The organism is Lactobacillus gallinarum (assembly GCF_002160635.1).
In the GTDB taxonomy this organism is placed as follows: Bacteria; Bacillota; Bacilli; order Lactobacillales; family Lactobacillaceae; genus Lactobacillus; species Lactobacillus gallinarum.
The window spans coordinates 63609-78727 of sequence record NZ_NFKZ01000008.1 but is presented as its reverse complement, the minus strand read 5'-3'; the positions used below and the strand labels follow the sequence as shown (position 1 = coordinate 78727).

15 protein-coding genes and 3 tRNA genes are annotated in these 15119 nt (G+C 36.8%); 15 read left to right on the top strand and 3 right to left on the bottom strand.

What is annotated here, in order from left to right; all coding sequences use genetic code 11:
* Nucleotides 1-134: 134 nt before the first annotated feature.
* Together B5E95_RS04885 and B5E95_RS04880 are read right to left on the bottom strand one after the other, a co-directional pair.
* Nucleotides 135-533 carry an iron-sulfur cluster biosynthesis family protein gene (locus B5E95_RS04885; RefSeq protein WP_087235710.1) on the bottom strand — a complete coding sequence of 133 codons (399 nt, stop codon included), beginning with the start codon at nucleotides 531-533 and terminating at the stop codon, nucleotides 135-137.
* 97 nt (nucleotides 534-630) lie between these two features.
* Nucleotides 631-831 carry a hypothetical protein gene (locus tag B5E95_RS04880; protein WP_025006070.1) on the bottom strand — a complete coding sequence of 67 codons (201 nt, stop codon included), beginning with the start codon at nucleotides 829-831 and terminating at the stop codon, nucleotides 631-633.
* A gap of 111 nt (nucleotides 832-942) precedes the next feature.
* On the opposite strand from B5E95_RS04880, the gene B5E95_RS04875 reads away from it, so the two are divergent.
* From B5E95_RS04875 to apf, 3 genes are all read left to right on the top strand, one after another.
* Complete coding sequence (locus tag B5E95_RS04875) at nucleotides 943-1335, top strand: hypothetical protein (RefSeq protein ID WP_087235709.1); 393 nt, start codon at nucleotides 943-945, stop codon at nucleotides 1333-1335.
* 30 nt (nucleotides 1336-1365) lie between these two features.
* The gene (locus B5E95_RS04870) at nucleotides 1366-2238 is read left to right on the top strand and encodes a metallophosphoesterase family protein (RefSeq protein WP_087175866.1); all 873 of its coding nucleotides are present in this window, start codon (nucleotides 1366-1368) and stop codon (nucleotides 2236-2238) included.
* 551 nt (nucleotides 2239-2789) lie between these two features.
* Entirely contained in the window at nucleotides 2790-3464 is a 675-nt protein-coding gene (gene apf / locus B5E95_RS04860; RefSeq protein WP_087235708.1) for an aggregation-promoting factor, read from the top strand.
* 256 nt (nucleotides 3465-3720) lie between these two features.
* On the opposite strand, the gene B5E95_RS04855 is transcribed toward apf, so the two are convergent.
* Complete coding sequence (locus tag B5E95_RS04855) at nucleotides 3721-4950, bottom strand: IS110 family RNA-guided transposase (protein WP_087235707.1); 1230 nt, start codon at nucleotides 4948-4950, stop codon at nucleotides 3721-3723.
* A gap of 320 nt (nucleotides 4951-5270) precedes the next feature.
* Between B5E95_RS04855 and B5E95_RS04850 the strand changes: the two genes are divergently transcribed.
* The 12 genes from B5E95_RS04850 to B5E95_RS04795 all read left to right on the top strand — a co-directional run bounded on the left by B5E95_RS04850 (nucleotide 5271) and on the right by B5E95_RS04795 (nucleotide 15093).
* Nucleotides 5271-6341, top strand: coding sequence for an SEC10/PgrA surface exclusion domain-containing protein (locus B5E95_RS04850; RefSeq protein WP_087235706.1), 1071 nt, complete (start codon nucleotides 5271-5273; stop codon nucleotides 6339-6341).
* A gap of 81 nt (nucleotides 6342-6422) precedes the next feature.
* Nucleotides 6423-6998 carry a histidine phosphatase family protein gene (locus B5E95_RS04845; RefSeq protein WP_087235705.1) on the top strand — a complete coding sequence of 192 codons (576 nt, stop codon included), beginning with the start codon at nucleotides 6423-6425 and terminating at the stop codon, nucleotides 6996-6998.
* Nucleotides 6999-7004: 6 nt separating this feature from the next.
* Entirely contained in the window at nucleotides 7005-7598 is a 594-nt protein-coding gene (locus B5E95_RS04840; protein WP_087235704.1) for a histidine phosphatase family protein, read from the top strand.
* A 67-nt stretch (nucleotides 7599-7665) separates the two neighbouring features.
* On the top strand, nucleotides 7666-8325 hold the full coding sequence (locus B5E95_RS04835) for a putative quinol monooxygenase (RefSeq protein WP_087235703.1): 660 nt from the start codon (nucleotides 7666-7668) through the stop codon (nucleotides 8323-8325).
* A gap of 52 nt (nucleotides 8326-8377) precedes the next feature.
* Nucleotides 8378-9061 (top strand): glycerophosphodiester phosphodiesterase family protein, encoded by a 684-nt coding sequence (locus B5E95_RS04830; RefSeq protein ID WP_087235702.1) that lies wholly within the window; start codon nucleotides 8378-8380, stop codon nucleotides 9059-9061.
* Between the two features lie 182 nt (nucleotides 9062-9243).
* Nucleotides 9244-9315, top strand: a tRNA-Gln gene (locus tag B5E95_RS04825).
* A 247-nt stretch (nucleotides 9316-9562) separates the two neighbouring features.
* Nucleotides 9563-10603: a PTS sugar transporter subunit IIC gene (locus B5E95_RS04820; protein ID WP_087235701.1), complete on the top strand. Its 1041-nt coding sequence runs from the start codon at nucleotides 9563-9565 to the stop codon at nucleotides 10601-10603.
* A 282-nt stretch (nucleotides 10604-10885) separates the two neighbouring features.
* Nucleotides 10886-12409, top strand: a complete 1524-nt coding sequence (locus B5E95_RS04815) for an SLAP domain-containing protein (RefSeq protein WP_087235700.1) — start codon at nucleotides 10886-10888, stop codon at nucleotides 12407-12409.
* A 124-nt stretch (nucleotides 12410-12533) separates the two neighbouring features.
* Nucleotides 12534-13058: a hypothetical protein gene (locus B5E95_RS04810; RefSeq protein WP_241146318.1), complete on the top strand. Its 525-nt coding sequence runs from the start codon at nucleotides 12534-12536 to the stop codon at nucleotides 13056-13058.
* Nucleotides 13059-13131: 73 nt separating this feature from the next.
* Nucleotides 13132-13213 (top strand) — tRNA-Tyr (locus B5E95_RS04805).
* A gap of 34 nt (nucleotides 13214-13247) precedes the next feature.
* Nucleotides 13248-13319, top strand: a tRNA-Gln gene (locus B5E95_RS04800).
* 187 nt (nucleotides 13320-13506) lie between these two features.
* Complete coding sequence (locus B5E95_RS04795) at nucleotides 13507-15093, top strand: peptide ABC transporter substrate-binding protein (protein WP_087235713.1); 1587 nt, start codon at nucleotides 13507-13509, stop codon at nucleotides 15091-15093.
* Nucleotides 15094-15119 lie beyond the last annotated feature (26 nt).

Below are 15119 nucleotides of genomic sequence, written 5' to 3'. Positions count from 1 at the left end.
TATCATGCCCTAAATCAGATATTTAACTCGATTCTCCGGGAGCCATTTCCCGATTAGGCCTGTATTTCAAAATAAAATTGCTTAAAATCGTTGATAACACTTGACTTAGAGTAGAAAAGCAGATTTTTTCATTATTAGCAGCGCCATTCAACGCCAGTCATTTTAACATTTTTGTTAGCCTTAATTAGGGCAGCACCGTTGCCGATTTCAACGCCGCCATCTAAGATTCCTTCATCGGAGCGAAGGTTAAGGCTGCCAGCATTATAATCCATCACCATGTTTGGACCCATCAAGGTCATATCATACTTAGAAGTATAAATTTTAAGTCCTTGATCATTGTCTAATTGAACAGGATAGTCCGGATCTTTTTCATCAACCCAAATAATTGAAAAATGTGAGCCAATACTGCAGCCGCCACCCTTGATGGAATATTTGCCGCCGCCATCATCGGTAATTAAGATCAAAGTCTTATCAGCAATTTTTCTTCTTTTTAAATAATCTAATGCGGAGTCAGTAAATGTGATTTTTAGCATATTCGTTACTTCCTGTCTAAATCTCTTTACTTGTTAACTAGATTATACAAGAAAAAATTAGATAAGAAATTGATTTAGATCAAGAAAAGCTAACTTTTTAGTCGCCCCAGATGACGATCATTTCTTGCCATTCGCCACTTTGACCGATATTACGAAATTCTAAATTGAATACTTTGGCGTTCATATGGTTTTCTTGCCATTTTTCATAAGCTTCATTAGGCATATCTTCAGTTGATTGATACTTAAAAGAATCAACGTGTAAATTTTTAGCTAAAATAGCATTTTTATCATTAAACATAACAATCACTTCTTTTCATATATTATTGTAGTCGATTTTCTAATGGTTGATACAAAAGCAGCTTATAATAGAAGTAAGAAGAAAATGATGTAATAGAAGAGAGGAAGAGCAATGCCACTTTGCCAATTATTTATTGATAAAAACAAATCACAATTTATGTTAATGAAAATGCCTGATGAAGTTACACCTGATAATTATCAAGGTTGGGTAAGTCAAAAAGAAGCTGAGAGTACTATTCAAGCATTTGAATTCCCTCAAAAGTTGCTAGATCAAATTGCTATGAAATATTTAGACGATAGTCAAGGAAGCGCCCCATATGAGGCTAAATATGTCTTAATGAAAGCGTCTGATGAAAATGTATTATTTGTTTCTAGCTTGGAATTAAGTCGTAATGGCGATGAAAAAATGGATGTAATTAGAAATGGTTTATTAATTGTGTTTGATGAAAACGAATTGCAACATTTTAGTGATGTTTTGCAAAAAGCGTGGAATGAAACAAATTAATAGTCTAAAAAAAGATAAGAAGGGGTAAGAATGACCCGTAAAATTGTTGATCAAACTTTTGAAGATGATCAGAAAAAGGATAATTATATTTTTATTTCTGACATTCATGGCAATTTAGAGACAATTGATTTAATTGAACAAGCCAAGAAAGACTATCCATTAGCTCAATTGGTTACCGGTGGTGATTATATTGATGGACGTGAACATGTTAAAGAAGTTTTGGATTATTTAATAGATCAGAAAAATCAAGGTGCCCTTGTTTTATTAGGTAATCATGAACAAATGATGCTTAATTTTGCTGAAGGAACTGAGCATCAAGATGGAATCTGGTTCTATAACGGCGGTGGGAAGACTTTAACCAATATATTTGGCCGGACGCTTTTGCCCGATGAAGTTAGAGAAAGTAAATATTATCGTTTCTTAAAATCATGTCCGACAATGTATGATACACCGCAGATTATTTTTGTTCATGCGGGTGTGCGCCCTGATGAAAAATATAATGATCCCACTACATACAATAAGGTAGTTTATGGTTTGAAGTTTGATTATGACTTTTATCGGATTTGGGCACGAGAAGAATATTGGTATTCTGATCAAGCGGAAAAAATGATTTTCCATAATCGAACTGGTAAAACAATTGTGACGGGTCATACGCCTACAGCTGTTTTAGAAGGTAAATACGATGATGGGCGAAAAATGAAGCAACTGCAAAAGGATGACTGTATTGTTAGAAAAATGCAGTATCCAGGTGAACCAGCCAGAATTTTTACTGATGGTGGATCACATTCTGATCCTTTAATTTATCCACATAATGATGGCAATGTTGTAGTGCTTGATGGAAACGGTGAGATTGTTCGCGTTTATAATTGGAAAAATCCACAAGGAACAAAGTTTGATGAATAAGAAAAAGCATCCCGATTGGGATGTTTTTTAGATTTAGAGATCAAAAATATTAATTAGTCTTCAACTTTCTTAGCTTCGTTCATAGCCTTCATGATTGAAGGGTTCTTTGAGTGACAATCTTTGATCATTTGTAAATCTTCTTCAGTTAACTTAACTTCATATTTAGTCATGATTTATTCCTCGCTTTTATTTAAAAATACATTTTTACTATAGCACTTAACTTTCTAACTGGAAAGAATCTATTTTGTTTGCAGCAATATTTCAGCTTGTTAAATACGAACATGCTTTTGCACATAGCAAGTTAAAAATAAAAGTGCTAGAAACCTTGATAGATCAGTATTTTGTATTATCTAAATAAATTTACACTAATGTTACAAATGTTACAATAATGTCATATTAAGTAATATTTTCTTAATGATTGAGTGATATTCTTGTTATGGTTCTGAAACGAAAAGCTTGTAGTATATACGATGTCAATTGAATACAGACAGACGAATAAGTGAAAATTCGTTACTTATATTATTTTTTATAACTTTAAGGAGAGAATTTTTTTGAAGATTAAATCTATCTTAGTTAAGTCAATTGCAGTAGCTGCTATGTCAGTTACAGGTTTAGTAGTAGCAAACAACGCAGGTTCAAGCACTGCACAAGCTGCTATCGTCCAAAACGATGCAAGCGTAGTAACTGTAAACTACGTTTCAAATAACTCAATCAACGTATACAACAACTATGAAAACCCAGTAGCAACTGGTCAAACTTTAGCAAGCGACACTTCATGGAAAGTTATCAAGACTGCTTACGATTCAAAGGGTCACAAGTGGTACGACTTAGGTAAGAACCAATGGGTTCGTGCTAAGTACGTAACTATTGGTTACCACGCAGCTGCTACCCAAACTCAAACTACTGCTCAAGCTTCAACTCAAGCTCCAGCACAATCACAAACTCAAAATACTCAAACTGCTTCAAATACTAGCGCTTCATCATACACTTCAAACGCATCAGGCTCAGAAGCAAGCGCTAAAGCTTGGATTGCTAGCCGTGAATCAGGTGGCTCATACAGTGCTTCTAACGGTCAATACGTAGGTAAATACCAACTTTCAGCTTCATACTTGAACGGTGACTACTCAGCTGCCAACCAAGAAAGAGTTGCTGACCAATACGTACAAAGCCGTTACGGTTCATGGATTGCTGCTAAGTCATTCTGGCAAGCAAACGGCTGGTATTAATAAGCAGCCTCGAAAATAACAATTTAATAACGGCTAAAAGGCATGCGCTTACATTCAAGTTGCGCGCCTTTTTTCTACCTTAAGTCAAGTATTATCAGTATTTAATAGATTATTTTTATTAGAGTTATTGGTGCGAATGAAGTCATTTAAGTTAGAAAGCTAAGCTTATTAATAATCAAATGTAACACAAATAAGCCCATGAATACTTGTAGTTTTTTCATAGGTTGTTATACTGAAGTTGATCATTTGATTTCAACTAAAGTCTTTGGTTATGTGTGGCTACGTTGTAATCATATAATTGATCATGTTTGATAAGAGCAAACATTGTACGTATCAGTTTGTGAACTGATGCAATGGCGATCTTCTTATAGCCTCGGCTATTTGAAGATCGTTTTTTCTTATCATAATAATCAGTAATATGACAAGGTTGCGTAGCCTTGACAGTTTCCATTTGAGTAATTGTTCGATAAAGGATCTTTCTAGCTAAGTGATTGCCATGTTTGGTTATTCCTAAATGACTATCCTTTTCACCCGATTGATAGCGGCCTGGATCAATACCAACAAAAGCATCAATTTGGGCTGAAGTATCAAACCGTCTTAAATCTCCTAACTCGGCAACTAATCTAACTGCAGTAATTTTGGCAATGCCAGGGATACTCTCATATATAGTCAAAGATCGTGCATTTACTTGCATAGCAAGCTTTTCCATATAATTGATCACATTATCTCTTTCTGCACTCAGAGAAAGCAAATTGGCAATATTTCTCTGAATTGCACGAACAATAATACTGTTTTCAGTATCGTACGGATAAGCTTGTCGAGCCAAAGCATAGAGTCTAGTCGTTAAGTATTGTGCTCTTTGTCTGCCAATGCCTGAAATAGCTAACAGACTTTGAAAAACTTGATTTTCATTGTGATTTAAAACGTATTGCGCATGTGGGAATAAGCTGACAACTGTCCAATAGATTCTGCCAGATGGGACTGAAAGCAGACTTTCTAGTTGAGGAAAGGTTGACTGCAAATTGCGATGAAGCTGGTTCTTATTGATTACTAAAGCTCGGGTAAGTTCTTCATAATAGCGACTTGCATTTTGCAGTTCATGATATTCTCTAGATTGCGGCTGACGCAGTTTTTGTGGCGCATTGAATTGAATCAAAGCTAACCGATAAGCATCAACTTTATCGGTTTTATTATGTCTTAGATTATTGTCCATCAGCTTCTTAGCCTTTAAAGGGTTAAGCTTTAAATATTTAATATGATAATCCTCTAAAAACGCCTGCAAGCTTAATGAGTAAACTCCCGTAGCTTCAAACACTACCAAAGGCGTGATTAAGTATTGATTTAAATGATCCAATAGGTCTTGATAGCCAAAAGAATCATTAGTGATCTTGAATGTTTTACCTTGCTTAACACGATCAATTACTACACAAACTGTAGAAGATTTACTGCTAACATCAATGCCAAAGATAATATTTTGTTTCATCATTCTAACCTCCAAGTGAAGATAAATAGCTTTATCAGACTATTTAATTCTCATTTTCTGAACCCGGCATCAAGTGCCCACAGACTTCGAAGAGACTTATAAATAGGCGGTAAAGCAGTCCGTTTTACTTACGACATCAAGCGTCAAAAAAGACGAAGACTTTTTTGCTTTATCTTCACTTTTTATTTTAGACAAAATAAAAAGTGCCAGATTATGAATCCGTCGATTCATAATCCAACACTAGGTTAGTATGTTTTGCTATAATAACCATATAAGTTATAAGGGATATTATTAGTGTATAGGGAACAACGGAGGTAAACCATATGTCCAAAAAGATAATGATGACTTTACTTGCCAGTGTTTGCTTACTAACTTCCGCTACTGCAGTCACGGAATATGCCACACTACAAACTGTGCAAGCTGCTACCACGGGTAAAGTACAAGTAAAAGGCAGTAAGAAAGTCCGACTTTATACTTCGAAGGGCAAAAAGACTAATTACTACGTTTACGCCGGTAGAAAATATTCTTATTCCCAAAAAGGTTATATAAGAATTGGCAAGAAGAAATATTCAGCTTATAAGCTGAATGCCAACTCTTACTGGATTTTGGCTAAAAATGTCAAAACAGTGAAGAATACAGCTCCAGCAACTAATCTTTATGCTCAAGCAGCAATCAGGATGCCAAGCGGCTACACTCTTTCCGCACTGCTTGATGCATATAAGGGTAGCCCAAGTCCTGAATTCGTTAAGGCTTCTATGGAAGGTATGGAGATCAACAACTTCTCACGTATCGTAGCTGGAGAAAGCAAAGACGATGACAAGATGATTGATCCTGACCATCTTTCAGCTAACGATAAAAAGGAATTGGCTGAATTCTCTTTGCGTGTAATCAACAGTGCACGTGAGCAACTTGGCTTGCGTCCATGGGTTTACAGCGAAGGTACACAAAAGTTAGCTGATGATGTTGCTAAAGAATATCAAGATCACGGCCACAGTATCAAAGATAATGGTCACTATGTTGCCGGAATCGTTAGAGCCTGCAAGAAGAATGGCCTTAACTTAGATGCCAACTACGTTGAAGACCTGGCTGGTTTTACCATTAATAAAAAGACCATGCCAATGAGTGAAATGAAACGTGACATTTACTTTGGCTTGAAGCAAATGATCTTCGGCTTTGCCGGTGCTGGTGAAGCTCAACGCGGCGACAGAAATCTTTACCGTGAATGGGAACACGCTGGTGACGTCTTTAACACCCAAGGTTCTCGTTATGATGGCGACTACAATTACTATGGCTTCAGTATTTCAAGAATCGGTAATATATATTCAATGCACTTCATCAGTGTGCCATCATTTATTGTGGATAGTAAAGAATTCAACAACAGCTTCAGACCTTAGAATTAAAATAGCCAAAGAGCACGCATTAAGCGTGCTTTTTTGATAAGATATAGAAAACGTGAAAATACGGGGGGAATTTTTGTGACAAAAACTTTATATCTAGTTCGTCATGGACAGACTTATTTTAATTACTACCATAAGGTGCAGGGGCGTTGTGATTCACCACTTAACGAGAAAGGTATCCGCCAAGTAGAAATGGCGCGCGATTACTTCCAAGAAAATCACATCCACTTTGACAAAGCATTTTCTTCTACACAAGAAAGAGCATGTGATACGCTTGAAATTATTACGGACCACAAGATGCCATATACGCGTTTGAAAGACTTGCGGGAAAAATGCTATGGTATCTTTGAAGGCCGCGATGAATTCTTGTTGCCATGGAACTACGGTAATTCTAATGTTGATCCAACTATGGAAAAAAATGAAGACGTGGTAGCCCGCATGCGCCGCGCCGTTATAGAAATTATGGATGGCATTGACGATGGTGAAACCGCACTTGTTTGCGGCCACGGCGATATTTTGGCTAGATACGTTAGGGATGCAACTGATAATCCTAACTTTCCTGGTTTTGCCAATGCCTCAATTGTTAAGTTGACAGTTGATGGCGATAAAGTTCATTTTGATGAGTATGTGTGGCCCGCAGAAGATTTGGGATAACTTTAAATGACAATAAATTTTTATTTGGTTAGACATGGACAAACTTTATTTAATAAAGAACATCGGATGCAGGGGAGTTGCGATTCTGCTTTGACTCCATTGGGGATTAAGCAAATTGAAGCTACGCGCGATTATTTTGCGCAAAATGGCATCAGCTTTGATCGGGCATATTGTTCTACGCAGGAGCGTGCTAGCGATACGCTTGAAATTATCGCTGGTCCTGAGATGGAATATGATCGCTTGAAGGAACTAAAAGAAAAAGACTACGGCATTTATGAGGGTAGAAATATTCTGCTCTGGCTGTTATTTAGGCGTTTTATTGGTAGCAGCACGATCGAAGATGACCGTGAAGTAACTGAGCGAATGGAACGCGGGATGAATTTGATCTTGCGGGATGCCCAGGATGGCGAAAATATCCTGGTTGTGGGTCACGGCGACAGCATGTGCCACTACATCCGTGAGCGCGCCGGTGGTGCTAAGTTTACCGGCTTTCATAATGCCGAATTTGCTTTGCTTAAGAGTGATGGCAATGATGTTGAATATGAAGAAAACGTTTGGCCTGCCAAAAATGTGCGAATCGATCAAATAACTGGTAATTAGTCGTTCGAATTTGGTACATTAGCTTATAATAAGTGTGTAAAAATTATGATACGAGGCTAGAAGAAAAATGGATGAAACACCAATTTTTAAAATTACTAAGTTAAATATTGCAGAAAATGATCGTAGCGAATATATTCGTGAAGCAGAAAAGAATATGCATGATTCAATTCCTGCAGAAGAAGGTACTTTGCTTATTGGTAGCGGACACGACGACGCACAAGGCGAAGACAATTACGAAGTAGAATTGTTTCGCAACAAGGGTGCAGAAGATTTACACATTGCTGAATCTCACGCTGATGACTTTGATGAAGTAATTGACAAGATTGCTGCTAGCAAGAAAGTTATCGATTTGAAGCCAGAAGTAATTACTACTCATGCCCAAAAGGCTTTAAACAGTTACGCAGACAACTTCGTTATGCGTTTAGTTAAGGTTGAAGTTAAGAAGGGTAACGAAGAAGCATTTGCTCATTCAGTTAAGAAGGAAATTACTACAAGTATTGCTTCTGAACCAGGCATGGAAATTATGATGTCCGGTACCAACAAAGAAAATCCTAATGAATGGTATTTTGTTGAAGTTTATGCAAATGATCAAGCATACGACAACCACGTACAAACACCACATTACGAAGAATACATTGAGGAAACTGACGGTATGGTTGAAAGAAGAGACGTTAAGACTCTTGTAAGAGATGTCTTAGCAACTCAAGGTGCTATTGTTTTGGATTAATAAATAAAGAAAAGATGCCGCCGCAAGGCGGTATTTTTTTGAGGGTAAAATTATGACAAACACAATCGTTTTTGCTCACCGCGGCTTGCCGGTGAAGTTTGCGGAGAATTCACTTGAAGGCTTCCGTTATGCGGTGACGCATGGCGCAGAAGGCGTGGAGTTCGATGTGCATTTGACTAAGGACAAGGTGCTAGTGGTGATGCACGATGAAGAAATCGACCGTACGACTGATGGAACGGGTTTTATCAAAGACTACACGATAAGCGAACTTAGGAAGTTTCATTTAGCTAATGGTGAGCCGGTGCCGATGCTCAGCGAATTGTTTGAAGTTTTACAAAATAGGAATATTTATATCAACCTGGAATTTAAGACCAACAAGGTTCATGATGTTGGAATCGAAGGCATCGTTTTAGCATTAGCCAAGAAGTATCATTTTGTTCATCCCATCATCTTCTCTTCCTTCAATTACCAGACCTTGAAAAATTGCCAACGGATCGATTTGCATCAGCAGTACTGCTTTTTAACGAAGATGCCGGTGGCTTTGCCAGAGCGTTTTGTGAAGAAAAATCACTTTGCGGCCATTCATCCGCATTTCTATTTGCCAAGTAAGGTAACACAGCGGATTTGGACGGTGGATAATCCGAGAATTGCGAAGCGGTATTTCAAACTAGGTGTAGCTGGGATTTTTACGAATAATTTTGAGTTGATGAATAAGGTGAAAGAGAAAAGTAGATAAAATGTGATAATCATAGTTATTCTAATTATGATTATTTATAGTCGAAAAATTGTACAACTAAAATTAATTCAAAAAATTCAAATTTTTACTTGCATTTTATTTGTCATTCCCCTATACTAGTATCTGTTGAGTGATTGAGAGGTCATTCAAATAGAACCAATCAAGTAAAAAGGTTTGAAGATTGGGTTATAGCCAAGTGGTAAGGCAATGGTTTTTGGTACCATCATGCGCTGGTTCGAATCCAGCTAACCCAATAAGCAAGATCAGGCAGTGAGCCTGATCTTTTTTGTTTAAAAACAAAAGCCGACCTTAAAATAATCTTAACTATATTAAAAATAAAAAAGTACAGTATAATATTTATCAGGGGAAAAACTGGGATGAGAATTTAATATTATTGCAGAGAGAGTCTGCGTTCTCGACTAATTTTTCAAGTACAAGTGAAGCTCCAGAGACGTAAGTCCCTGGGGCTTTTTTCATTAAAATGAATTGAGGGAAGTTTATATGCGAAAAGATTTTAAAGAAAACCTTTTGAACATATTGAATGGTGTGAGTACTGGTGTAGTGATCGCGTTGGTGCCAGGTGCATTAGTTAATGAACTGATGAAGAGCGTCGTGCATACTTGGCCTGGAGCACAAAATATTTTAACAATGACAACATTGATGAGTAGCTTGTTAGCCGTCTTTGCGGGATTGTGCGTGTCATATTTGCTCAAGTTCAATTTAATTCAGTCAGGTTCAATTACAGCGGCTGCGATGATTGCCAGTGGTGCATTTCAAGTGAAAAATGGTCAGATTATTTTGGCTGGTTCTGGGGATGTAATTAACATTGCGCTGACTATTTTCTTTGCGGCATTCTTAGTGAAGTTTTTGACACCAAAATTGGGTAGTTATACTGTGCTTTTGTTGCCGTTGATTGTGGCAGTGATCGCGGGTAGCGTAGGTCAATTCATGTTGCCTTACACAAAGATGATTACTGGTGCGGTAGGTCAGACGATCGGTACTTTGACTAACTTCCAACCACTCGTGATGGGGATGCTCATGGGTATTGCGTTTGCGGCCTTGATTGTGTCACCAATTTCTTCAGTAGGAATTGCTATGGCGATTGGAGTTGAGGGAATCGCCTCTGGTAGTGCTAACTTGGGTATCACTGCATGTGCGTTCACTTTGGCTATTATGAGTAGCAAGGTGAATGGTTTTGGTACGACAATTGCTCACTTCATTGGTACGCCAAAGATTCAGATGGCTAATATGTTGAAAAATCCAAGATTATTTTTACCAGTAATTGCATCCGCTGGAATTGCCGGATTAGTTGGTGCAATTTTTAAAATTAGTGGTACGGCTAATTCTGCTGGTTTTGGTTCAGCAGGTTTAATCGGACCGATGGCAGCATACCAAGAGATGACTGGCGGACCACTGGCAATTGGCTTCATTTTGTTGTTATTTGCGGGGATGCCAATTTTGTTAGGATTTGTCATGAGATATATCTTCATTCAAAAGTTGCAATTCGTTCGTGAAGAGGATCTTGTTATTGAAGATAAGTAAAATGCGTAGACTGATTGTGGGTAAAAGTCAACACTTTGTGGAAAAGTTCACAAAATTGTAAAGCTTTGATTTTAATTTGTAACAGTGCGGTAACTACAGCTTAATAGTGGTGAGTTACCCTACTATGTGCAATATGAAGGCAGATTTCTTCATATTGTGTACTCATCTAAAAGTCGATTCTTTTGAATCGATAAGGCGCGATGGTATAATATATTCACAAGTAAACAAGAGATATTACTGCTTACTTATATGTATGTTTATACAAAAAAGGAGACCACATTTATGAAAAAGAATAGAAAAATGTTAGGCGTGGCTGCCGCTACTTTGTTGGCTGTTGCTCCAGTTGTAGCTTCAACTGTGCCTGTTAATGCTGCAAGCATTACATTAGGTACTACCACTACTAATACTACTAACAATGCTGGTACTACTAGTACACAAGCTCCAACTGATCGTCCATACTTTACTTTTAATAATCAAGTAATTGATGAAGCAACTACTGCCAATCCAAGTGCTAATGTAGTTCGTACTACTGTTGGTATTTCAAATGGTGAAGAATTATCAAGTGTTACAAAGAAGTTAAATGATCTTGGAATTAGCTTCCATGAAACTAACTCTAAGAGTACCCCTCTTAAATTGAGTGACACTGATGTTAAGAATGCTTTATTACAAAATCAAATTACTACTAAAGAAGTAACTGAAAAGCAAAAAGCTGCTAAAGGTAAGAAGGCTACCGAGGTTAAGAAGACAGTTATTGTTATTCCTTCAAATGTAAGTACATTTAATTTAACTTTAAATGGGACTTCAGGTACTCAAACTGCTACTATTCAAATTCCAGTAGTTGTATCAAATTCAGGTTCATCATCTACGGAAGCAACTGATGCACCAGTATTTAGTTGGACTTTGAATGGTCAAAACCAAACTGCTGGTTTAAATGGTCGTGTATTCCAAGTTGCAGTTAACTCAAACTTTAACCCAACTAACTTTACTGATAGTGAAGGCAATATCGTTGCAATTAGTGCTGTTCAAAACAAGTACAATAACACATATGCTTCAATTACAACTTCAAGTCAAGTTAACACTTCAGAAGCAGGACGTTACTACAATGTAACTTTAACTGCTACTGGTTTAACTGGTAAGAAGACAAATGTTACATACACTGTATTAGTAGCTCCAAGTTCACTTCAAACTTTGCATGCAGAAGCAGGACAAACTACTATTCCAACTTATAACATTTATGGTGATAACGCATTGCCAGGTTCAACCACTTTTAAAGATGGTGAACAAGTTTATGTTGGTGATCAAGCACGTACTGCTGCAGGCGTATCATATTCAAGAGTTTCAACTAAGTCAAAGAATGATGCTAACTCAAGCAATGTTTGGGTAAAGACTTCAGCGCTTGTAAAACCAGCTGCTACTGAAAAAGGTGAATCTCACGTTGTTATGGTAGCTTCAAGAGCTTACGACAAGAACGGTAACTACTTAGGCCACATGTACGATACTTACACCAACATTGACATCGTTCCAAACATTGTAACTATCAAGGGTAAGACTTACTACAAGGTAGCTAACAAGGACGAATACGTTCGTGTAACCAACATTACTGGTAATCAACGTACTTTGAAGCACAATGCCTACATTTACTGGTCATCATACCGTCGTACTCCAGGTACTGGTAAGATGTACAGAGGCCAAACTGTAACTACTTACGGTGGTCAAATGAGATTCAAGAACGGTAAGAAGTACTACAGAATTGAAGGTTGCAGAAACAACAACAAGCGTTACATCAAGGCTGTAAACTTCTATTAAAAAGTAGAATTTAAATAAACGAAAGAGTCGGTGCAAAATGCATCGGCTTTTTTGCTGTACAATTAAAGAAATGTATTAAGTAATAAGAGGCAAAGTTATTAGCTTATGGATATTTTTAATTATCTTGATTTATTCTTTTTTGAAAACTACGGTTGAGTATGAAACAGCGACCAGATTATCATTGATCATCATTCCGCTATATTCTGCGATTATGATGATTTTAGGCATAGGTCAAAATTTTACACCTCTAACTATGCTTGTTACGTTGTTCTTGATTTTGTTTGGTATTGCAATAGGACTGTTTCAAACACGCAATGTTAAAGTTAAGATTAGTAATGAAAAAGATAAGCTAGGATTACCTAAAGTTAAAATTAAAAGAGGTGGGCATTACTTAGTTGGTTGGATTATTATCTTCATTCTTGGTATTCTGGTCGAATTGTTCTACGGTGCAGAAATGGATAAAACAGAACTATCAGAAAAACTGATTATTGAAATCTTACGAGATATTTCTAGTATTGTCATGTTCACCAATAAGAGTTCTTGGTTCATTTGGGTACTCAACGTTAGTTCTAGTTGGACTTATGATACATATTTATTATTGGAATATCCTAAGTTGCGGCAATATGTGGTTTTACGTCAAAAGGATTAATTTATTTGCAAAAAAATTGAAAATACCCTTGCATTTTACCTGGATATTAGTTATTATAATTAAGTCAGCTAACGGAGGAGTAGCGAAGTGGCTAAACGCGGCGGTCTGTAAAACCGCTCTCTCTGAGTTCGGCGGTTCGAATCCACCCTCCTCCATTGTTGAACGACAAGTAAAAAGTTCAGCTGGTATTGGGTTATAGCCAAGTGGTAAGGCAATGGTTTTTGGTACCATCATGCGCTGGTTCGAATCCAGCTAACCCAATAGTTCTAAAAGAACACCCAACCCAAAGAAAAAGCATCATATGGTGCTTTTTTTTTTTGCGTTTTTAGTTAAAACTGTTTGAAATATTTCTAACATAATGTATACTTATAAAATGTTAGCATTATACAAAAAGTAAGTAAAGGGGAGATGGAAGTTGAAAAAATTTAAGCTATTTTTTTCCGGATTAATGGTCATAGAAATGGGATTGGTGTTAGCTGCATGTTCCTCTAACAGTGAATTATCTCAAGCTAAGACTCAAACAATGAATACTTACGTCTCAAATGAAATTTCTACTTTAGATTCAAGTAAGTATGGTGATACTACTAGCTCAGAAGTATTACAGAATTCAATGGAAGGTTTGTACCGATTTGATAAAAATAATAAAGCTATTTTAGCTGGAGCTACTAGTGTTAAGCATTCTAAAGATCAACGCGTCTATACGTTTGATTTGCGTAAGAATGCAAAATGGTCTAATGGAGATCCAGTAACTGCAACGGATTATGTAACTGCTTGGCGCAGGACTGTAGATCCAAAAAATTCTTCATTAGATAGTGATAGCTATGCGATTATTAAAAATGGTACTAAAATTACACAAGGTAAGGCACCAGTTAACTCTTTAGGAATTAAGGCGTTAGGTAAATATAAATTACAGATTACTTTGGCTTATCCTATACCATATTTACCAGAAATTTTAGAGGGTGCACAATTTTATCCACAAAATACTAAACTCGTTAAAAAGTTAGGCCCTAAGTATGGAACTAGCAGTAAGAATTTAGTTTATAATGGACCATTTACAGTTACCGGTTGGACTGGCTCAAACTTAAAGTGGGTATATAAAAAGAATCCTAATTATTGGAATAAGAAAGATATTGCTTTAAATAAGGTCAACGTTCAAGTGGTACAAACACCATCGACAGGAGTGAACCTCTTTAGAAGTGGTCAACTTGACTATGCGGGTTTAACTTCGGATTTTGTTAAGCAATATGAAAAGAATCCTAATTTTCATACGCGTATAACGCCAACAAATGGTTACCTTTCATTCAATATTAAAAAGAAAGTAACCGGCAATGTTCATATTCGTCGAGCTATTAGTCAAGCGATCGATAAGCAGCAATTGGTTAAAACTATTTTGCATCAAGGTAAAGCAGCTAATGGTATTGTAGCGTCTGACTTTATTACTGATCAGTCAACTGGTAAAGATTACCGCCAAGATGCAGGTGATTTAGTAACTTATAATCCTAAGAATGCTCGTAAGGAATGGAACTTAGGCAAAAAAGAATTGGGCAAGGAAAAGATTAACCTAGAATTATTAACCTCTGACGTTGATGATTCTAAGCGTGTTGGTGAATTCATTCAAAGTAATTTGATGAAGAATCTTCCAGGTCTTAACTTAACAGTTAAATCGATTCCACTTAAATCACGGTTAGCTAATACCACTAATCATAATTATGATTTTGTCTTTGGTACTTGGCAGCCTAGTTATGAAGATCCGCTTGATTTCTTGACGGTGGGTGGTTTATTTAACCTACAACCAGATTATCATAATGATAATTTCTGGCATCAAATTGATATGGCTAAAACCACTTATGCTACTAACCCAAAGAAGAGATTACAAGCTTTGATCAATGCCGAAAATCAATTGATCAAGAAGGATGCTTTTGCGGCACCGCTTTATCAAGCTGGTGTATCATACCTACTTAATAAGAAAGTGACTGGTTTCCAATTGTCACCTTACGGTAATGTCGCATATTATTGGAATGTAAAAATTAAATAAGATGTAATTGAGCAAATGCTTCAAAG

Coding starts and splice junctions, on each gene's coding strand:
- B5E95_RS04885 (WP_087235710.1), bottom strand. CDS start 533: ATGCTAAAAATCACATTTACTGACTCCGCATTAGATTATTTAAAAAGA.
- B5E95_RS04880 (WP_025006070.1), bottom strand. CDS start 831: ATGTTTAATGATAAAAATGCTATTTTAGCTAAAAATTTACACGTTGAT.
- B5E95_RS04875 (WP_087235709.1), top strand. CDS start 943: ATGCCACTTTGCCAATTATTTATTGATAAAAACAAATCACAATTTATG.
- B5E95_RS04870 (WP_087175866.1), top strand. CDS start 1,366: ATGACCCGTAAAATTGTTGATCAAACTTTTGAAGATGATCAGAAAAAG.
- B5E95_RS04855 (WP_087235707.1), bottom strand. CDS start 4,950: ATGATGAAACAAAATATTATCTTTGGCATTGATGTTAGCAGTAAATCT.
- B5E95_RS04850 (WP_087235706.1), top strand. CDS start 5,271: ATGTCCAAAAAGATAATGATGACTTTACTTGCCAGTGTTTGCTTACTA.
- B5E95_RS04840 (WP_087235704.1), top strand. CDS start 7,005: ATGACAATAAATTTTTATTTGGTTAGACATGGACAAACTTTATTTAAT.
- B5E95_RS04835 (WP_087235703.1), top strand. CDS start 7,666: ATGGATGAAACACCAATTTTTAAAATTACTAAGTTAAATATTGCAGAA.
- B5E95_RS04830 (WP_087235702.1), top strand. CDS start 8,378: ATGACAAACACAATCGTTTTTGCTCACCGCGGCTTGCCGGTGAAGTTT.
- B5E95_RS04820 (WP_087235701.1), top strand. CDS start 9,563: ATGCGAAAAGATTTTAAAGAAAACCTTTTGAACATATTGAATGGTGTG.
- B5E95_RS04815 (WP_087235700.1), top strand. CDS start 10,886: ATGAAAAAGAATAGAAAAATGTTAGGCGTGGCTGCCGCTACTTTGTTG.
- B5E95_RS04795 (WP_087235713.1), top strand. CDS start 13,507: ATGGTCATAGAAATGGGATTGGTGTTAGCTGCATGTTCCTCTAACAGT.